General features: G+C 46.9%; 16 protein-coding genes, 1 tRNA gene, 1 other RNA gene and 2 pseudogenes. 5 read left to right on the top strand and 15 right to left on the bottom strand.

The genetic code is table 11. From position 1 onward, the window contains the following. The first annotated feature begins 16 nt into the window (after positions 1-16). Positions 17-670 carry an HD domain-containing protein gene (locus tag N4310_RS00265; protein WP_262091642.1) on the top strand — a complete coding sequence of 218 codons (654 nt, stop codon included), beginning with the start codon at positions 17-19 and terminating at the stop codon, positions 668-670. Between the two features lie 50 nt (positions 671-720). Here N4310_RS00265 and pelG read toward each other — a convergent pair whose 3' ends face one another. The 8 genes from pelG to N4310_RS00225 form a co-directional block, all read right to left on the bottom strand. Beyond that, entirely contained in the window at positions 721-2,169 is a 1,449-nt protein-coding gene (gene pelG / locus N4310_RS00260) for an exopolysaccharide Pel transporter PelG (RefSeq protein WP_262091641.1), read from the bottom strand. Continuing rightward, positions 2,169-3,566: a GT4 family glycosyltransferase PelF gene (gene pelF, locus N4310_RS00255; protein ID WP_262091640.1), complete on the bottom strand. Its 1,398-nt coding sequence runs from the start codon at positions 3,564-3,566 to the stop codon at positions 2,169-2,171. The genes pelG and pelF overlap by 1 nt, the downstream gene beginning before the upstream one ends. 190 nt (positions 3,567-3,756) lie before the next feature. Beyond that, positions 3,757-4,911, bottom strand: a complete 1,155-nt coding sequence (locus N4310_RS00250) for an RNA-guided endonuclease InsQ/TnpB family protein (RefSeq protein WP_262091639.1) — start codon at positions 4,909-4,911, stop codon at positions 3,757-3,759. 236 nt (positions 4,912-5,147) lie between these two features. After that, a complete protein-coding gene (locus N4310_RS00245; RefSeq protein WP_160333137.1) occupies positions 5,148-6,047 on the bottom strand; it encodes a tetratricopeptide repeat protein in 900 nt (299 codons plus the stop codon). 3 nt (positions 6,048-6,050) lie between these two features. Beyond that, positions 6,051-7,787: a hypothetical protein gene (locus tag N4310_RS00240; RefSeq protein ID WP_262091638.1), complete on the bottom strand. Its 1,737-nt coding sequence runs from the start codon at positions 7,785-7,787 to the stop codon at positions 6,051-6,053. Positions 7,788-8,086: 299 nt separating this feature from the next. Then, positions 8,087-8,836 carry a 16S rRNA (uracil(1498)-N(3))-methyltransferase gene (locus N4310_RS00235; protein ID WP_262091637.1) on the bottom strand — a complete coding sequence of 250 codons (750 nt, stop codon included), beginning with the start codon at positions 8,834-8,836 and terminating at the stop codon, positions 8,087-8,089. Position 8,837: 1 nt separating this feature from the next. Further along, positions 8,838-9,785, bottom strand: coding sequence for a 50S ribosomal protein L11 methyltransferase (gene prmA / locus N4310_RS00230; RefSeq protein WP_262091636.1), 948 nt, complete (start codon positions 9,783-9,785; stop codon positions 8,838-8,840). A gap of 11 nt (positions 9,786-9,796) precedes the next feature. Then, positions 9,797-10,267 carry a DUF3013 family protein gene (locus N4310_RS00225; RefSeq protein ID WP_160333141.1) on the bottom strand — a complete coding sequence of 157 codons (471 nt, stop codon included), beginning with the start codon at positions 10,265-10,267 and terminating at the stop codon, positions 9,797-9,799. 72 nt (positions 10,268-10,339) lie between these two features. On the opposite strand from N4310_RS00225, the gene N4310_RS00220 reads away from it, so the two are divergent. From N4310_RS00220 to N4310_RS00205, 4 genes and pseudogenes are all read left to right on the top strand, one after another. Then, entirely contained in the window at positions 10,340-11,593 is a 1,254-nt protein-coding gene (locus tag N4310_RS00220; RefSeq protein WP_262091635.1) for a replication-associated recombination protein A, read from the top strand. Between the two features lie 66 nt (positions 11,594-11,659). Further along, a non-coding RNA gene (ssrS, locus tag N4310_RS00215) (6S RNA) lies at positions 11,660-11,852 on the top strand. Positions 11,853-11,854: 2 nt separating this feature from the next. Continuing rightward, positions 11,855-11,927: transfer RNA gene (locus N4310_RS00210), tRNA-Lys, on the top strand. 295 nt (positions 11,928-12,222) lie between these two features. Beyond that, positions 12,223-12,597 (top strand): annotated as a pseudogene (locus tag N4310_RS00205) (transposase); the annotation flags it as partial. 193 nt (positions 12,598-12,790) lie between these two features. Here the strand turns inward: N4310_RS00205 and N4310_RS00200 are convergent. From N4310_RS00200 to N4310_RS00170, 7 genes and pseudogenes are all read right to left on the bottom strand, one after another. Next, positions 12,791-13,630: an ABC transporter ATP-binding protein gene (locus N4310_RS00200; protein WP_262091633.1), complete on the bottom strand. Its 840-nt coding sequence runs from the start codon at positions 13,628-13,630 to the stop codon at positions 12,791-12,793. Positions 13,631-13,709: 79 nt separating this feature from the next. Further along, complete coding sequence (locus N4310_RS00195) at positions 13,710-14,198, bottom strand: hypothetical protein (RefSeq protein ID WP_160333145.1); 489 nt, start codon at positions 14,196-14,198, stop codon at positions 13,710-13,712. Next, entirely contained in the window at positions 14,198-15,643 is a 1,446-nt protein-coding gene (locus N4310_RS00190) for a LysM peptidoglycan-binding domain-containing protein (RefSeq protein ID WP_262091632.1), read from the bottom strand. Before N4310_RS00190 ends, N4310_RS00195 begins: the two co-directional genes overlap by 1 nt. Before the next feature lie 342 nt (positions 15,644-15,985). Next, complete coding sequence (gene groL, locus N4310_RS00185) at positions 15,986-17,611, bottom strand: chaperonin GroEL (protein WP_262091631.1); 1,626 nt, start codon at positions 17,609-17,611, stop codon at positions 15,986-15,988. A 10-nt stretch (positions 17,612-17,621) separates the two neighbouring features. Continuing rightward, entirely contained in the window at positions 17,622-17,903 is a 282-nt protein-coding gene (gene groES / locus N4310_RS00180; protein ID WP_160333186.1) for a co-chaperone GroES, read from the bottom strand. A gap of 133 nt (positions 17,904-18,036) precedes the next feature. Continuing rightward, positions 18,037-18,432: a single-stranded DNA-binding protein gene (locus N4310_RS00175; protein ID WP_160333187.1), complete on the bottom strand. Its 396-nt coding sequence runs from the start codon at positions 18,430-18,432 to the stop codon at positions 18,037-18,039. A 157-nt stretch (positions 18,433-18,589) separates the two neighbouring features. Continuing rightward, a pseudogene (locus tag N4310_RS00170) lies at positions 18,590-18,907 on the bottom strand (histidine kinase); the annotation flags it as partial. Between the last annotated feature and the right edge of the window lie 282 nt (positions 18,908-19,189).

Below are 19,189 nucleotides of genomic sequence, written 5' to 3'. Positions count from 1 at the left end.
ACCAGAAAGGACACCCATGACCAATAAACAAGCGATCTTAGAAAAGGCCAGAGCCTATGTCTTTCAAGAACTCAATGGCGAAGCCTCAGGCCACGATTGGTGGCATATTCACCGCGTGACCAATCTGGCCCTAGCCATTGGCCAAAAAGAAGGCGCTGATCTCTTTATTTGTGAATTAGCAGCCCTGTTGCATGACCTTGCGGATGGTAAACTAAATGAAACCGAAGCCATTGGTCTCCAAAAAGTTCACACCTGGCTGACAAGCAATGGTCTTGGGTCCCAAGACCGAGACCATACCATGGATATTATCCAACATATGTCCTTCAAAGGGGGCAACCAGACCCAGACCGTATCCACACTCGAAGGACAGGTTGTCCAAGATGCCGACCGCCTGGATGCTCTAGGCGCTATCGGCATTGCCCGAACCATGGCCTATTCTGGACATACAGGCAGACCCATCCATGATCCTGCCATGCAACCCCGAGAACAGCTGACCTTGGAAGAATACCGAAGTGGCCAGGACACGGCCATCATGCACTTCTACGAAAAACTGCTAAAATTAAAAGATAGCATGAACACCGCCTATGCCAAAGAACTGGCCCAGGAGCGCCACCGATTCCTAGAAACCTATTTGGAACAGTTTTATGCCGAATGGGATGCCCAACGTTAAAATGAACGAATAAAGAAGTAGCCCCGGGACCAACTCCCGGGGCTACTTCTTTATTCGAATTTGGCAAAAAGTTTTTCTAATTTCTGGGCTAGTTGCCGATAGGTATTTTTTCTGCTTTGGGCTGCTTGAGCTGGGTGGCCCAAGACATGGTAGGTCATTTGTTCCTGCAGACCGCCCAAGCGTTTGCGAGCTAGGAGGACCAAGGCTAGACTGGCAAGTAGGAAACCACAAGCCAAGTAGGCTGGGGCTGTCCAAGCTAGAAGAGCGGATAGACCCAGAGACAGGAGCGCAAAGATTTGCGCCAGGCTTTTAGCCCCACGATAGTCCGCAAAATAAAGCAGGGTTAGCAGGTAGGCATTGCCGATTCCATAAATTCCATAAGCCAGGCAAAGCTGGTTCAACAGAAAGAGGCTCTGACTTGGCAGGCTCGCTTCCATCGGCAAGAGCAGGAGGTTGAGCACCACCATGAGCAAGCTGGTCGCAATGACCTGTTTCCAAATGAGGTAGCCCAGTTCCCGCTGCAAAACCTGCATCATTTCGCGCTCAGCCTGTTGCAGACTGAGGTAATTGCCTTTTTTATTGTACAAAAGGAAAAAGCGGTGAAAGTGTGGATAAAAGAAAACCTCAACCGAAATGACATAGGTCACCAAGCCAAAGAGGGGCAGGAGAAAGGCCAAGAGGAGGCCAAAATCATAACTCGGAGCTTGGCGCAACAGACCGGAGACGGTCTGACTCAAGGGACTGTAGAGGGCTAGAACAACGTGCCCGTACAGGCCTAGGAACATGAGCGGACCGACAAGCGCCAAATCCGCGTAGTCATCCACCCGACTCAAAAATTCAAAGGACAGGCGGTGATTACTTGGATAGTGTAAGAGAATCTGACCGACCATCCGAATCAGGATAAAACCATAGGCCAAACAGGTCCCAATTAATAGGCCTTGGTCCAGACCCAGATAAGCCGCTGAACCGCCCACCACAGCTAGGATTCCTGCTGCAAGTAGAAAAGCCTTACTGATCGAGCGGTATTCCTGAATGGCTGTTAAATACTGGATAGCATTCCAAATTAAGGTCAGTACCTCAAATAAGAGCAAATTCAAGAGATAGGCCCAGGGACTCAACCCCGCAAACAGCAGGAAAAGCCCATACAGGACGGCCCCTAAGACTAACAGCAGGGCGCTAGAGGCAAAAAAGGAAGGTAGAATCTTGTCTTCCTGATCCTGATAGAGACAGTCCGCCAAATAGCGACTGACCAGATAGGAAACCAGACTCTGGAGCCCCAAGGAGCCCAACATGGCATAGGTAATGGCTGTTAAAACCTGCAAGCGACTCGCCGCATCCACCAGGGTAAACTGGGCCAATACTTGCACCAAACCAACCAGGAAAAAGCCCAGCAAGAAGGGACCGACATAGATCAAGCTTGTATAGCCGTAAGCCTTCTCCTTGGAGAGGGGAGTCTGTTCATCATAAATTTTTCGCAATTCAAAACCGATTCCGGCCACTAGATCAGCCTCCCTTCATACATCTGCTGGTATTTTTTAATCATCTGCTGGTGTTGGTAGCTCCGGGCTACCCGTTGGCGACCCACCTGACCCATCCGCCAGCGAGCACCTTCTGATAAAGCCATTTTAATCATGGCCTGGGCCAAAGCCTGACTATCGGTCGGCGCCACCGTCACCCCAGCTAAACCAAGTTGGTCTAGAGGACCACCCTCTAACAGCTCGCGACAGGCCCCCACATCGGTCGTCACACAGGGACGACCCGCGGCCAAGGACTCCAACACAGCTAAGGGTTGGCCTTCAGACAAGCTGGACAGAACCGTAAAGTCTAACTCCTTCATGTAGCAGCCAACATCAACCCGGCCGGCAAAAATCAGCCGGTCTAGCTCCAAATCTTCAGCCAATTGGTAACATTGTTGGGCATAGTCTGGATCCACCGTATCCCCAAGAATGTGCAGACGGACATTGGGGAGAACCTGACTGACATCCGCAAAAGCGCGAATCAAATTCAAAACATCCTTAATCGGAGCCAGACGAATCATGGCCCCAATGTCCACCCAATCTCCCGGACCCTTGAGCGGGATTCCATTAAATCGGTCATAATGAATCCCATTCGAAATGACCCTGGTCTTCTGGGCTGGCGCACCCAAGGCAATCTGCGTTTTACGGGCATTTTCAAACAGGGAAGTGATTTGATCGGCACGGTCATAGGCCAGCTGCGCCAATTGATTGAAATAAGAAATCCAAGCTTGTTTCAAGGCATGCAGAACCCAGTTGGAACTGAGAATCTCTTCTTCCCGCTCCCGACTATAAATCCCGTGTTCTGTCACAAAGAAAGACTGACCAGTTTGCTGGCTGGCCAGCGCCCCTAAAACTCCCGCATAACCCGTCGAAACCGCATGGTAGACATCTGCTTGGGGAATCTCAGCCCCAAGAACTGTTAACAGAGGGCTAAGCATGGATTGCATGGAATAATAGAAATCCGTAAACGGAACCAGAGGATAGGACTGCTTGGCCACATCCTCCACCCAGGAGATAAAGTCCGAGCTTCGCGTCAACCAGGCTGGATCAAGGCGCCCTGCCTGAGCCGCTTGAAAGAGCTGCGACCAAGATGGCTCCGTCCCACGAATCAAGGCCTGTAGACTAGACCTTTCCGAATCTGACAAGCCTGATGGCTCCGTCCCACGAACCTGGGGTGCCTGGTCCAAAAAGACCTCATAAAAGGCAACCACATTGGCAGGCATTTCATAAACCGGTTCCTTGGATACAGAAGCTCCAGGATGCACCGTCCAGATGATAAACTCGTGTTCTGGCAAGGATTGAATGTAGTCATGAGCCCAGGTTGAAACACCCCCATGAACATAGGGATAAGAACCTTCAAAAATAAGGGCAATTTTCATACTTTTCTACTATATAAAATATAACCAAACGTAGTCATTTATAGACTTAACCACATTTGAGAAAGAATATATAGACTTCCTTTCTTAATTTTATTTACTACCGTCATCATTAGTATTCCCATATCCTACAAGAGGGTAATGACAGTGACTAACTCTGATAGCCTAAGGGTGTAGCCCACCCCTGATTGTTTTAAATTAACGCCAAAAGATTGGCAACTGCGTTTTCATCCCGGTCTCCCACAAATCCACACTCATAACAAATGTATTCGTGGTGCCTGGTTCCATGTTTTGCATTACCTGCTAAACCGATTTTGTCCTCACCTGTCTGGATGTAACCGCAAGCGGAACAACGTTGCGTGCTTGGATAATGTTTATCAGCTAGGATAATCTCCTTACCGTACCAAACAGCCTTATAGGTTAAGACCTGCCTGAACCGTCCAAGCATAGAGCGATGCAAGCCCTTGGATGCAACATGAGACATCTGCATTCTCTTAACATCTAAATCTTCGATAACGATTTTATCAAAGTCCGTCACTAGTTCTGTTGTAAACTCATGAAGAATATTGTTCTGCATGACTGCGACCTTCCGATAGTCACGCTGTAACTTGGCTCTCGTCTTAGCGTAATTCTTGGATTTAGTTGCCTTTTTTCCATTTACAACACGTTTTCTAGCCAGCTGTCTTTGATAAAGCTGAATGCGTTCATAGAGTTTTTTGAGTTTGCTAGGTAGGACGGAAATTTCACCCTCAGTATAGTTAAAATGTCCGATATTGAGGTCAACAGCTGTATGCTTACCAGTTGTGTCTTTCTTGTCGATTTCTACCTCAAAAGGTAAACTCGCCCAATATTTGCCATTTTCACAGTAGATTGAGATAGTTTTCAAATCTCCGTTCAAATTCTTGGCACCTCTGAATTTCAAGTCGTACCAAGTCTTGATTCCTCTTGGTTTATCTAATCGTAACTTCCCGTCTACAATCTTAGCCCTGTCCGTCTTAAAACCTTGTCTAGAAGCTTTTTTAGATTTAAAACCAGGTTTGCCCCAATCAGGAAGGGAAGGGTCGAAAAAGTTTTTCCAAGCCTTACCCAAATCAGAAATGGTTAATTGTAAACACCGGGCCGACAGTTGATACTGCCAATCTTCCTTATTAGCGACTAGCTCATTACGAACCTTACGTTCGTTAGGAAGGAGTTTTTGATCTTCCAAAATCAAGGAAGCATCATACAAATCATTCCACAAAGCCAATCCTTGATTCCAACAATACCTGCGATAATCACACAAGTCATCTAGAACCTTCTTCATGGTCTGGTTGGGATAAAGTCGCACCTTTTGAGTTCGGATCACCATTGAGATCTCCTTTTAAAGAATTGTCTTCTTTCAACTGTCCCTATCCCCTCGTTATTCAATGTTGTAAACTTTGAACAGTGAGGTCGATACGTTCCTCCATATCTTTTGGTTTTAACAGGATGACTTCGGCTTATCTGTTATCTTTTTTAGATATTGTAGAACAAATTATGATTTTTTCATCATAGTTTTCTTTAACCCTTAATTAGCTCCTTCTCTCCTCAGTGACAATCCAATCCTTAAACAAGACCTTCTAAGCGTTGCTCCCAGAAGCGTAAATTGGCTTCATTTTCATGGGTAATATAGATACCTTCATCCCGTACCGAAGCCAAGGCTTTGCGGAAATTCCAAGCATCATGCAATTCATAATAATAGCGAAGCACCAACATCCAAACCTCTTCCCGATCCGACCATTGGGACAGCAGGGTATAGAGGTTTTCTTGGGCTTCCTCATAATCTTTTAAATCCAAATTAATCTGCGCCAAGCGGAGACTACCTTTAAAGTGGTGCGACTGCTCCTTTTGGGCACTAGCTAAGCGTCGCGCTTGGACTAAATAAGCCCGACGAGCCTGCCCCTCCAAGAGATCCAGCGCCAAATACGCCTCCAAGGCTTTCTGATAGGCTTTGAGGCGAGCAGGTTCATGAGGAGCCTCCTCATAACGCTGACGCAGGCTCCGAATCTCCCGCTCCGAATCTTCCTGGACACTGGCAATCATACTGGCAGCATAGTGAACCAACTCCGGATCCTTGTGCTGCCGTGCCATAAAGAGCAATTCCAAATTATCCTTGGCCTTATCCAGAGGCAAATCCAACAGAAGTCCCCGAGCCACCCGACTATCCTCTAACAGCAGAGCGGTCTCCAGTGGCAATACAAGCCCTTGATGCGGATCCAAATCAACGCCTTGCGTTTGCGTTTCGACCCCCCATTCAACCGGTTCCTCGACCAATTTTGGATCCAATTCAATTTGTTGGCTCAAATGAATAATGGACAACAGCAAGGGACCAAAGATTGGTAACAGAAAGGCAAAAAGCGCATAGTAACCTGGAAAGTGAAGGACTCCTCGCTTGCGTTGGCTAGTCAAGTAGCTAGCCCATATGACATGGACTAGCAAAACCAGGCCTAGAAAAATCCAGTCCATAGGCTACTCCTTCCCTTCAACTCGACCCAAACGCCGGCCGGTCTCTTCTCTTTCCAAAAAGAAGGCCAGCAATTGGACGAAGAATTCAATTTGTTGGGACTCCTGCAGATTCATGTGTTGGAAATCCACACCCTCAATCCAAAGTAGATAGGTTACCTGACCAAAAGGTTTAATGCTGATAGCGTAGGCCGGATAACCTGCCAAGAGGTCAATATTGACCCAGGCTGATCCTTCTTGAATCCGAGTCGCCACCCGTGGTAGAACCGATAAGTCCATTTTCTCAGGCATCCCCTCTTGGATCGCTGCTACCAAGCGGGCGGTCACCAGGCCTTGGTCAAAGCGGTAAATCCCCATTTTTTGAGCCTGAATTTTGGTGTCCAATTGGCTCAAAGCTTCCGCAAACAGGGTTTTGCCTGGAGCTTGAGCCAGACGGTTAAACAGGGTTGCAAAATAGCCAAAACCACCCCGTTCACTCAGGATTTGGTAGCGCAAGGATTGGCGGTCCTCCAAGACATGGCGGTAATTTTCTTGGAGAGCCTGGTGCTCACGCAAGAGAGCCGTTTGCTCAGCCTGTAAAGCAGCTTGTCGATCCAGACTTTGCATTTGCAAATAACCGGCAAGGGCTGTTGCCAATACATAGGCCAAAATCTGAATCCAAAAAGCGGCTGAGCTTAATAGACTCATCGCTTGCCCTTGGGCCAACAGTAGCTGTAGAAAGACAACCAAGCCTAGAGCTAGGAAGCCCTTCTTAATACCCCGTGCTTGCGCCACCAAGACCAAATACAGCAATGGGAAGGACAAGGATAGGGCAAAGGATTGCTGGGCCACCAAGAGCTGCAAACCTTGAGCCACTAATGCTCCAACCAAAAGTACTAACCCATCCATCCAGGGAGACGAAGTGGCCTTCAAAGGAAGAGCCATCTGCTCCGCTGTCTGAAGGCCCGCCACCACAGGCAAATCCAAGATAGCAGCTGGCTCAGACCACTGGTAACGCTCCGTTAACCGAGGTCCCCGTAAATCCTGATAAAGCTCTTGCTCCTGACCTCGGAAGTGAACTTCCAGGTCGGCCAAGACTTCGTCTTTTTGCAAGAAGGCTGCAAGATCACCAAAAGTCGCTGGTGTACTTGGCCGCCAGGCCAGAGTCTCGACCTGGTTATCCCAGCTATCAAGAATCCGATAAACAAGGGAGGACAGTGCCTCAAGCTTGATAAATAGCGCCGGCTGCTCCTCGGACTCCGCAAATTCCATCCGACCTCGCTGCTGAGCCTGGCTCAACAGCTTGGCAAAATAGCTTTCCTGCTCCCAATTTGAAAAGAGATAGGGCAGGTGCAGAATCTTGTAAGGCTGCTCCGTCAAGGTCGCCAGCAAGTCTGCCTCCAACTCCTGCAAACCAGGGAAATTGGACTGCAGCTGCGGACCTGTTAGGTACAAGAATTTGCTGATAGAGGCCTTACCAGCCACTAAAATACTAAGAAATTCCTGCAAAACCACAAGCGACTTGGCACTTGGATTCTTGTAGCTTAGATGGTCTGAGAAAAAGACCACTTGTTCAAAATCATAAGCCTCTAAAATCTCCGTCAAGTTGAAGGGACTCTGCTCGGGTGTAACCACTGTCAAATTCTGGTTCTGCCCCGCATCTAAATCAGAGTCTCCAAAAATAAAGACCTCTCCCTGAGGGAAACTCTCTTGAATAAAGGTCTCCGTTACATAAGACGTATTCCCTATTAACAAAGTCCGCATATTCTGGTTCCTACTTTCCTTTTCCATACATCGTCTAGTTTTGATTGAGGCCGTCTAAGAAAGACAGAAACCCCAATTCTATCAATGTGCTTATTATACCATACTATTCTAGGCGTAACCGCGACCAATTGTAAAAAAGACAGACCTGAGTCCAATCTTCTCTCCATCTAAAAGGACAGAACGACTAAAAGTGCCGAAATTCCTCTGACTAACCTTCAATAACACCGAAAAACTCCTAGACACTTCGCCCGTCTAGGAGTTTCCTACGATGTGGACCGATTCCCTCAAAACACAAAGCTTCACTGATTTCCAAGTAATTCTAATTGGTAGGAAATCGCACTCAAGAGGTAAAACGGTGCGGTTTCCGCGCGGAGAATCCGTGGGCCAAGGCCGACCAGCTGGGCTCCCCTTTCCTCATAGGAAGAAATTTCCTGGGGACTGAAACCACCTTCAGGACCAACTAACAATAGGACCCGCTGACCTGCTGCCAGCTGACCAAGAGCCTGAGCCAGGCGGCTGCGTTCTCCCGCCTTGGCTGCCTCCTCATAGGCCACTAAAACCAAATCAAACTCCGTAAAACAAGCCAGTAGCTCAGCCTGGCTCTCCAGAAGTTCCACCTGGGGCAAGAGGTCGCGTTTACTTTGCTCAGCCGCTCCCAAGACCACCTTGCGTAACTTCTCCTGCCGCTTGGCCAACTTTTTGGCATCCCATTTGACCACCGACCATTGACCTGGAAAACCCCAGATTTGGTGCACCCCCAGTTCAGTCGCCTTTTGCGCCACCAAGTCCAACTTATCCCCCTTGGGATAGGCGCAGGCCAGGGTCACCTGCACCGGCAACTCCTTGTCAGCAGGGACCGACTGTTCCAATTCAAAGAGGACCGCATCCCGATCGATCAAACGTGCCTGCCATTTTTCTCCTTGGTCAAACACAAAAATCAACTGCTCCCCTTCCTGCAGGCGGAGAACTGAAAATAAATGTTTAAGGAGATCCTTCTCCTGGACCTGGTAGGGATTGGTCACCGGGCCTGGGACAAAATACTGCTGCATTCTAGCCTCCAATCACGCCTTCCGGATTCTGGGTCTTCTTAAAGATGCCCGCATTCCATTCACCTTCAATCATCTGGCGTTCCAAATAGAAACCAGCCGCCTCAGCAGCTTCCCGCACCTGGGACCACTTATCTGCAATGATCCCACTCATAATCAAGTAGCCTTCCTCCTCCAAAAGACGGTAGGCATCCTCTGTCAAGAGAACCAGAATATCCGCTAGAATATTGGCAACAATAACCTGGGCCCGCTCTTCCACTCCGACCAACAGATTCCCTGCGGCAACTTGGATCCGCTCTGCATCAGGATTCAAGTCAATATTCTCTTGAGCCACCTTCACGGCAACCTCATCGAGATCATAGGCAAACACCTGCTGGGCACCTAGCTGAACAGCCGCGATGGACAAGACCCCGCTTCCGGTTCCGACATCCAGAACCCGTTCACCCCCCCGTAACACCTGCTCCAAGGCATAAAGACTCAATTTTGTAGTTGGGTGGGTCCCAGTCCCAAAGGCCATCCCCGGATCCAGGCGAAGCAGTTTCTCCCCAGGAACAGGCTGGTAGCCCTCTGTCCAAGAGGGCAAAATTGTCAACTGCTGGCTAATCCGGGCTGGCTCATAATATTTCTTCCAGTTTTCAGCCCAGTCCTCTTCTTCCAGGTTCTGAGTCTCTACCCGAATCTCTGACTTGTCAAAGTCCACTGGAGCTGCCGCAATCACAGTCTCTAACTCCACGCGCAACTGAGACAAATCCACCTGTTCCGGGTAATAAGCACGGATCGTCACCGTCGGCAGCACCGCCACCTCTGGCAACAATTCTCCAAACCCATCTTCCTGCCGCTGAAACTCTTGACTATCCTCAATCGCCACACCCTGGGCTCCCAGACCAATCAAGAGGTCACTCATCCACTCTTCGCCCTCACGCTTTACAATAACCGCTAATTCCTGCCACATCCTTTTTCCTCCTAATAACGCGGATAGGGATAGGACATCCCCTCTTCCACTTTTTCCAAACCACGATCAAAAGCCACTTGATCCCAAACCAATTCAAAATCTTCCGCTTCTTCATCTTGTAAAAAATCAAAAATGGCATCCAAGCCAGACTCAGCTAGGTCTGACAAAAATTGGACAAAATAAGCTAAAAATTCTCGGGAAAAACCAACCTTAGGGTCATAGGGCAGAACCGTCAAATAGTCCGCCGCCTCATAGCGGGACCTGGCTGGATTGACAAACAACAGTGTCTCCTCCAACAAAAGCTCCTCCGCAAAAACCTGGTCCTCCTCGTCCAGCAAGGCAACTTGCTTCTGATTGGCAATTTCTAACAAAAAAGAGAGCTGAACAGCGTGATTTTTCTTGTCCCATTGAATCTCGTAGTCAAAGGGAAAAGCCCGGTCCAGTTCCTGGTCTAAGACCTCAATAAATCCATATTTAGCCATGGGATTGGCCTCCTCCTGTGTGCTATAATAGTAGTTATTATTCTACCACAAGATTGAAGGAGGAAGAAAGTCATGAATCAAAACCTGGCCCTACGCATGCGGCCCACCAACCTCGACCAAATCGTTGGCCAAACCCACCTAGTCGGGCCCGGAAAAGTCCTTCGCCGCATGGTCGATGCCGGCAAACTCTTCTCCATGATCCTCTACGGACCTCCCGGCATCGGGAAAACCAGTATTGCCAGCGCCCTAGCCGGCAGCACCGGCCAAGTTTTCCGCACCTTCAATGCCACAACAGACACCAAACAACGTATGAAGGAAATCGCTGAAGAAGCCCGCTTCTCCGGTAGCCTGGTCCTCCTCCTCGATGAAATCCACCGCCTCAACAAGGACAAACAAGACTTCTTCCTCCCCCTCCTGGAAAGCGGCCAGCTCACCATCATCGGAGCCACAACCGAAAATCCCTTCTACTCCATCAACCCAGCCATCCGCTCCCGCCTCCAAATTTTTGAACTCAACCCCCTCACCACCACCGAAATGAAAGACGGCATCAGCGCCGCCCTCGACGATCCCACACGTGGCTTCCCCTTTCCCGTCCACCTGACCTCTGAAGCCCTCACCTTCCTCAGCCAGGCCAGCAACGGCGACCTCCGCGCCGCCTACAACACCCTCGAACTCGCCGCCCTCTCCACCCCCAAAAACGAGGATGGCCAAGTCCAACTCACCCTGGATATCCTCCAAGACTCCCTCCAAAGCAGCCACCTCACCCTCGACAAAGACGGTGACGGCCACTACGACCTCCTCTCTACCCTCCAGAAATCCATCCGCGGCAGCGACGTCGACGCCAGCCTCCACTACGGTGCTCGTCTCATCAAAGGCGGCGACTTAGACAGCCTAGCCCGCCGCCTCACCGTCATCGCCTACGAAGACATCGGCCTCGCAAACCCCCAAGCTCAAATCCATACCGTCACTGGGCTTGAAGCCGCCAAACGCATTGGGCTCCCCGAAGCCCGCATCATTATCGCAAACATCATCGTCGACCTAGCCCTCTCCCCCAAATCCAACTCTGCCTACGCCGCTATGAACCAAGCCTTAGCTGACCTAGAAACCTTCGGCTCCCTACCCGTTCCAGACCACCTCCGCAGCGGCCAACACACCGGTAAGAAACAAACCTACCTCTATCCCCACGACTACCCAGACAAATGGGTCAACCAAGACTACCTACCCGCTCAACTCAAAAACCGCCACTATTTCCAACCCAATCAAACCGGCCGTTACGAACAAGCCCTGGCTGCACGTAAAGACTGGATTGATCAAGCCAAAAAATGATGACGTTTCCATTTTTTTAACTTTTTTACTTGCCAATTCAAAAAAAAGTGGTATGATAGATATAAAGATACGCTGTGGTGTACGAATTCATACTCAAGTGTTGACCGACTATTTTTTGTATAACCCGGGAGACAAAGACATCTAACCGCGTGCAGGCCGTTCCACACGGAAGCAGCTTCAGTTAGAGCATGTCACCCACCTGCTTATTTGCGCGGGTTCAATACAAACCATGAATTTTCGGCACCAATACAGCTATTTTTTGCCTCCTTAGCTCAGCTGGCAGAGCAGCGGACTCTTAATCCGTGGGTCGCAGGTTCGATCCCTGCAGGGGGCATCCATAATGAACCTCGAAAAGCCTGTTATATCAGGCTTTTTTGAGTGTCAGAAAAGGGGGATTTTGCAAAAGTGTCCCATTTTTGTCCCAATTTGAAAAAAGAAAAAAATCAGGGATAGTCTTCACTCCCTCATTCGTCCGATTCTTTTCACAGTTAGAAATTGCGACAGTATCCTAGATACTATATAATGAAAAAAACAATGAGACTGTACAATATCTTGTGTAAACGCAAAAAAGGAATAAATCCTGTTATAGTAGAGTTAGACCAAAAATACTACTAGAAAGATTTATTCCCATGACCCAGTTTATCACAGATTTAACCACATTTCTAGCTAATCATTCAGACATTAATGAGTATTTCCGTGCTTCTATGGAACAAGCCCTAAATGAGCTTCTACAGGCAGAGTTGACCTCTGTTCTAGGATATGAACCCTATGATGTTAGTGGCTACAACTCAGGAAATAGTCGCAACGGTTCTTACACACGTAAGTTTGAAACCAAATACGGAACTTTAAACCTCATTATTCCAAGAGATCGTAATGGCGAATTTGTCCCTAAAGCCATTCCTTCTTATTCAAGAAGAGATGATGAGCTGGAAAAAATGATTATTAAGCTTTATCAAACAGGTGTAACAATCAGTGCCTGTTGTGACACCTTAGAATCGTTTTATGAATAGTTACTAAGAGCAGTTTCCCTTTTGAGCCTCATTTAGTTTAAGAGAAATTGGATATGGTGTAAAGGCACGCTTCGCTTAAAGCCTTGACACCAATCCCTATTTCTCTTGTTATCCAACTAAGCTCAAAAGGGGAATCCTTACAATTTCTTGCCCAATTAATACACACATTCAAATTCTACTTTAGAGTTTACACAAAATTCTTGACACACCCGGAAGCTCCTGTTAGTTTCATAAAAATCATTTCTAAATCCATCTCTCTGGACTCCATTCCAACCACTTGATCCGATAGGTGTTGACTCACCTCTGCACGCGGAACCGTCTTAGTCCGGCCATTCCGATAAGAGAGCGTTACAAGATCCTCTCCCGTTGCCTGACGCTGGCCAATCTCCTCAAGGCTCCCGGACTCCACAATGCTTCCCTTGTGTAAGATCGCCAGGCGGTCGCTCAGCCGTGTGGCCTCTTCCATATTATGAGTGGTTAGAAAAATAGCGGTCCCCTTTTCCTTCAACTCCAAGAGTAGATCCTGGATTTTTCGTGCCAGAGTTGGGTCAAGACCAGATGTCGGTTCGTCTAAGAATAAGAGTTTCGGTTGATGCAGCACCGCCCGAATCAACAACATCCGCTGCCGCATCCCCGTCGAGAGTTTGGAGGCCTTAACATCCCGATCCTCCCATAAATCCAATATTTTCAAGAGATCATCAACCGCCTGCATTGGAATTTGGAAAAAACGACTAAAAAAGCTTAGATTCTGGTAAACAGTCAAGGTTTCATAAAAGCCAAGAGCTTCACTCATCAATCCTAGTTGGGCAAAGTCCTCCACCCCTAGGTTTCTGACATCCTTCCCTAAAATCTGAACCTGCCCTGCATCCGGATCCACTTGACCCGTTAGGATACTGATCAGTGTTGATTTACCCGAACCAGACGGTCCTAAAAAACCTAAAATCTCACCGCCTGCCCAGTTTAAATCAAGATTCTCCAGGGCGACTTTGGAGCCAAAGCTCTTTTTTAATCCTTCTATTCGGATCATACAGATCCACCTCTCTTTTTTTTTTTTTTTAAATCATTTAGTAGCAAAAACCACCCTAATGGGTGGCTGCTGCACTCGTTTACTGGATTTCTTTGAAAACCATCTTTTGCTTCACTTCACCTTGACCGCCGCGAGCAATCTGATAAGTAAAGCTATTGGAAGTGAACTGATCACCTAGAGCAAAAACTGCATTGTATTGCCATTGTGAAAGTTCATCATTTTCTTTTTTTCCTAGGGTGAGGCTTGTCGGAGTGACATTGTACTGCCATTCCACAGCCTGCTCCTCATAGGTTTTTTGGAAGGCTTCTGGGGAGCTGGCCGCTTTTAGGGCAACTTCACGACTCTGGGTTACAACAACCCGGTTACCTCCAATTTGAAAGGTGACATACATCATTTTGTCATTTTGAGTGCCGTCTAAAACGCTGGAATATTGATAAGTTTTCCCCTGAACAACCTTATCCAAGCGGTGGCTGGCCCAGTAATAGAAACCTCCAAAGCCCAAGGCTAGCACCAGTAAAGCTGCCAGTCCCATACGAACATATTTATTAGTAAGCCATTGTTTGATCATCAGTCCCACTCCTCATCTGAATCTGAACTGGAGCTAGTGCTGGTGCTGGTTTCAGGACGAATGAACCCAGTTCCCGAAGAGCTACTGCGGCTAACTTCTGTAAAATCATCATCAGAAGTTGTTGAACTCATCACCGCACTTGAACTAGAGCTGGAGCTGGAACTAGAGCTAGATTCCTCAACCTCTGTATAAACCTTGACATTAAAGGCATCTCGGCCAGATTCCTTTGTCAAAACAAGTTGCAAGTAACTAGCATCCGCCAAACTAGATGCTTTGAGCTTGAGCTTAGTATAGATCTCTTCCGCTGCCTTCTTAACTGAGCTAGCTGTTTTTTTACTCAAATCTACAACTAGAGTCTCAGCACGTGGTGTATACAGTTGCTCCATGTCTAGATCTGCAACAAGACTGGCATTTTGATTGAAATCATCTTTGTTAGTCAAGAAATTCCAAGCAGGACTAGCAGATTGGCTCAGATCCTTAGCTTGAAGGGACTCAATTTCCGCTTGGATTTTATCCAAGAATTCATCCATCTCTAGCTCCGCTTCAGAGCTTGAAGCTTTTGTAGATGAAGAAACGCTGCTAGAAGAGCTAGTTGAGCTAGAACTACTTTGTTTTGCGTCACTTGTCTCAGGAGCTATTGAGGTAGACCCTGAAGAGTCTGCATTAGAACCTGATGAAGTAGAATCAGATCCCTCTGAGGAGCTCCTATCACTTGTTTCCGCTGTTGCGACTTTTGAGGGATCTTCACTTGTTGATGCTCTGGAATCAGATGTAGCGAGATTGCTTACTATCTGGCCACTCGCTTCAGCAGCTTCCAGATCTTTTTCAGTCACTTTCCAAGTTACATTATTCTCCTCATTCATTGTGACAGATGGCTTGAAGGTAAGGTTAAGGCTCGATTGATCAATTTCGTTCCAGGTGTTATTTTCAATCTTTGTTAGATTGATCCTTGTTGAATTGTCAATATTGGTCACATTATTGCCATTATGGATATAATTATTAATTACAACCTTAGTCATGGCACAATGCTGGCCTTGACCGTTGTAGCTATAGTCCACAGGAACATGACCGTCTCGCTTGAGAATCAGTGTATCCCCAGCATAAATCAAGTCAACATTCTGAATATTATTATCATAGGCCAATTTAGCAATCGGAATCCCCGTCGCCTGGGAGATTCCCCACATGGTATCACCCCATTGGATCACATAGGTTTGACCGTCAGTTGCAACCGCACCTGATGAGTCAACTTGGATATTCTGACTCTGCATTTGTTGCTTAATTTGCTCCGGAGTACGCGCAATCCAGTTAGTAATATCCGCTGCCTGAGCCGTTGACTGGTATTGGTAAAACTCATCTGCCTGAACCACTGCCGTTGTCTGTAGAACAGCTGGTGTTACCAAGGAACCCAGCACCAAGGCAGTTCCTAGAAACTGTTTCTTTTTCATACAATTTTCTCCTTTGAGGAAGTTAAAAAGCTCTTACGATTGTTCAAAAAGGATAAGATCTCTATCCAAGAATAGTATAGGGGACCTCTAAAAACCCCAGTTTTTCTTCAAATTTAATCACTCAAACCTTGATAAATCAACATTTAGATTTTCAGAAATTTAGTTTTTAGAGGTGCCCTATAGCATATTTTCCAACAGGGAAATCCAGAATGTTGAAACCAGTGGTTTAAAAAGAGGTCCAGCTAAAAAACCGGACCTGCTTATTTTGGGATATATACGAAGACTTTGTCTCCTTAATCGCTATTGTGGCCTCTCACTGTCGATAGACGACTTTGGAGGACCTTACATCATACCACCCATCATTCCTGGATCCATGGCTGGACCAACTGGAGCTTGAGGTTCTGGTTTGTTGGCTACAACAGCTTCGGTTGTCAAAATGAGGCTAGCAACACTAGCTGCATTTTGAAGCGCTGAACGCGTTACCTTAACAGGGTCGATAATTCCTGTTTCAATCATGTCTACCCATTCACCGCTAGCAGCGTTAAATCCTTGGCCTGCTTCTGCTTGTTTAAGGCGATCAATAATAATAGAACCTTCATAACCAGCATTGAGAGCAATCTGACGTACAGGCTCCTCAAGGGCACGTAGAACAATATTACGACCAGTCTCTTCATCTGCCGTTAATTCCAAGGCAGCAACTGCTGGAATCACACTTACCAAGGCAGTTCCACCGCCGGCAACAATTCCTTCTTCCACTGCTGCACGTGTTGCGTTCAAGGCGTCTTCAATACGCAGTTTCATTTCTTTCAATTCAGTCTCTGTTGCAGCACCAACCTTGATCACCGCAACACCACCGGCCAACTTAGCCAAACGTTCTTGCAATTTCTCACGATCGAAGTCAGAATTTGTAGTTTCAATTTGAGACTTGATGACACCAACACGGTTGCTGATGGCAGCTGGATCACCAGCTCCTTCAACGATTGTTGTCGAGTCTTTATCAACAACCACCTTAGCTGCTTGACCTAGAGCCTCGACTGTCGCATCTTTCAATTCAAGACCCAAATCGTCTGTAATAACCGTTGCGCCAGTCAAGATGGCAATATCTTCCAACATCGCTTTCCGACGATCACCAAAACCAGGAGCTTTAACAGCTACTACATTAAAGGTTCCACGAATCTTATTCAAAACAAGGGTTGGCAAAGCCTCTCCATCAACATCATCCGCGATGATCAAAAGTGGACGGTTGGTTTGTAGGATGCTTTCCAAAAGTGGCAAAATTTCTTGGATATTGGAAATCTTCTTGTCTGTTACCAGAATAAATGGATTATCCAATTCTGCGACCATTTTTTCGTTGTCTGTAACCATGTATTGAGAGAGATAACCGCGGTCAAACTGCATTCCCTCAACCACTTCCAACTCAGTTTCCATTCCACGAGATTCTTCGATGGTAATAACGCCATCTTTTCCAACGCGTTCCATGGCCTCTGAAATGTATTCTCCAACCTTCTCACTCCGAGAAGAAACAGCTGCAACCTGGGCAATGGCTTCCTTGTTAGAAACAGGTACAGAATTGTCTTTCAAAGCTGCAACCGCTGCTGCTGTTGCAGCTTCAATACCGCGACGAATGCCGATTGGATTTGCACCAGCTGTCACGTTTTTGATTCCTTCTCTGACAATCGCTTGAGTCAAGAGGGTTGCAGTGGTTGTCCCATCACCCGCAATATCATTGGTTTTTGAAGCAACTTCTGAAACCAACTTGGCACCCATGTTTTCAAAAGGATCTTCCAACTCGATTTCTTTAGCAATGGTTACCCCATCATTCGTGATTAGGGGAGAACCGAAGGCTTTTTCCAAAACAACATTCCGGCCTTTAGGTCCCAAGGTTACCTTAACTGTATCTGCCAACATATCCACGCCACGCACCATAGCGCTGCGAGCATCTGATGAAAATTGAATCTCTTTTGCCATTTTTTACTCCTTACTCAACAATTGCTAGAATATCAGACTCACGAATGAGGAGGAACTCTTCATCCCCATCTTTAACAGAGATACCAGCATGACCTTCAAAAAGAACGGTTTGTCCAGCTACAACAGACAGTTCAATTAACTCACCATTAAGCGCACGTAGTCCTTCTCCAACGGCTACAACTTCTGCCGTTTTGGTCGCTGACTGGCTATTCGAAGCCAAGACAAAACCAGACACAGACTGCTCTTTTTCAATGACATTTACAACAACTTTATCTGCTAAGGGTTTTAACATAGATTTTCCTCCAACTATTTAGCACTCGACTCTTATGACTGCTAATTCTGTTTCTATTGTATCATTTAGTCAACAATAGTCAAGAAAAAAACTTGCCTCTGATCCAAAGTTTTTTAAGGGATAAGTCCGCACTTCAAAAGGGCAGATCCTCACCCTCCTCACTAACCATCTCAAACTGTTCCTGTTTCCGGCGTTGTTCCCGTAACAAGCGCTGCTCCTTGGTTTCTAACAGCTGAAAGTCACTGCAAAGAACTTCGGATAAATAGTGCATTTGCCCATCTTTTTCATAACGACGGGTACGGAGCTCCCCTTCCACCCCAATCAAACTTCCCTTGCAGGCATAACTAGTGATGTACTCAGCCAAGCGTCCCCAGGCAACAATCGAGATAAAGTCAGACTCCCGCTCACCCGATTGGTCCCGGTAACGCCGCTTGACGGCTAATTTAGAACGTGTCACACTCCGATTTGAGGGGGTCTTCTGAAGTTCAGGAGTCCCTGTTAAACGACCGATTAGAAAAATACGATTCATCTTTTTTCCCTCCTACCTGTTTATTCGGAAACAAATCTAAAAAAGAGTCTGGGATAAAACCCAAACTCCATTATTTTCATGCTTCGGTCAACTTTCTTTCCAAATCCAGGATTACCTTTTGCAGGTTCAGTCGCCCCCTATAGATGCCATAACCAATATGAAGGGAAGCCCGTACATCGCGGATACCATCTCTAACAACCACCGAGATATTGTCCAACTGCTCCTTTGCACGAATCCGATCTCGATCCACCAAAACCCTCACCGCATCCAGTCCGGCTGAAATTCCGGTTAGGGCATGGCCCAAAGTGTCATGAATTTCCCGCGCAATCCGCTTCCGCTCCCGATCCTCGGCTATTTTCTCAGAGAGAGTCAAGTAGCTATTTAACTCACGGTTAGCCTGGGCAGCCAGTCGCAGCTCCTCTTCAATCTTTTGTTTTTCTTGAATGGTTTCTAAAATGGAAAAAATTAAGGATAAACCCGAATTATTCATAGATAACTAAAAAAACTTCTAGAAACCCTGATAGATCAATGTTTCTAGAAGTTTTTGATTTTCACCCATTGGGTGAGACATATGACTGGACAAAAAAAGGATTTCCTTCTATGATATAAGCATCAAAAAAATCACAATCAGAAAGGAAACCCATATGTTTAGTCTAACAAATAACAGTTCTAAAAACAACACTTTTTCTTTCGATGGCGGTAATCTAACAATCTATGGTGGACTAGTTCTTTTTAAAGAACTTTTTGAACTCTTGAA

Origin of the sequence: Streptococcus danieliae, from assembly GCF_025447695.1 — a bacterium.
GTDB classification, from domain to species: Bacteria; Bacillota; Bacilli; order Lactobacillales; family Streptococcaceae; genus Streptococcus; species Streptococcus danieliae.
The sequence above is the reverse complement of the archived record's forward strand: the minus strand, read 5'-3'. Positions and strand labels throughout refer to the sequence as shown.

Coding starts and splice junctions, on each gene's coding strand:
- N4310_RS00265 (WP_262091642.1), top strand. CDS start 17: ATGACCAATAAACAAGCGATCTTAGAAAAGGCCAGAGCCTATGTCTTT.
- N4310_RS00235 (WP_262091637.1), bottom strand. CDS start 8,836: ATGCAGCAGTATTTTGTCCCAGGCCCGGTGACCAATCCCTACCAGGTC.
- groL (WP_262091631.1), bottom strand. CDS start 17,611: ATGGCAAAAGAGATTCAATTTTCATCAGATGCTCGCAGCGCTATGGTG.
- N4310_RS00220 (WP_262091635.1), top strand. CDS start 10,340: ATGAATCAAAACCTGGCCCTACGCATGCGGCCCACCAACCTCGACCAA.
- prmA (WP_262091636.1), bottom strand. CDS start 9,785: ATGTGGCAGGAATTAGCGGTTATTGTAAAGCGTGAGGGCGAAGAGTGG.
- N4310_RS00190 (WP_262091632.1), bottom strand. CDS start 15,643: ATGAAAAAGAAACAGTTTCTAGGAACTGCCTTGGTGCTGGGTTCCTTG.
- N4310_RS00225 (WP_160333141.1), bottom strand. CDS start 10,267: ATGGCTAAATATGGATTTATTGAGGTCTTAGACCAGGAACTGGACCGG.
- N4310_RS00195 (WP_160333145.1), bottom strand. CDS start 14,198: ATGATCAAACAATGGCTTACTAATAAATATGTTCGTATGGGACTGGCA.
- N4310_RS00200 (WP_262091633.1), bottom strand. CDS start 13,630: ATGATCCGAATAGAAGGATTAAAAAAGAGCTTTGGCTCCAAAGTCGCC.
- pelF (WP_262091640.1), bottom strand. CDS start 3,566: ATGAAAATTGCCCTTATTTTTGAAGGTTCTTATCCCTATGTTCATGGG.
- groES (WP_160333186.1), bottom strand. CDS start 17,903: ATGTTAAAACCCTTAGCAGATAAAGTTGTTGTAAATGTCATTGAAAAA.
- N4310_RS00175 (WP_160333187.1), bottom strand. CDS start 18,432: ATGAATCGTATTTTTCTAATCGGTCGTTTAACAGGGACTCCTGAACTT.
- N4310_RS00250 (WP_262091639.1), bottom strand. CDS start 4,911: ATGGTGATCCGAACTCAAAAGGTGCGACTTTATCCCAACCAGACCATG.
- N4310_RS00245 (WP_160333137.1), bottom strand. CDS start 6,047: ATGGACTGGATTTTTCTAGGCCTGGTTTTGCTAGTCCATGTCATATGG.
- N4310_RS00240 (WP_262091638.1), bottom strand. CDS start 7,787: ATGCGGACTTTGTTAATAGGGAATACGTCTTATGTAACGGAGACCTTT.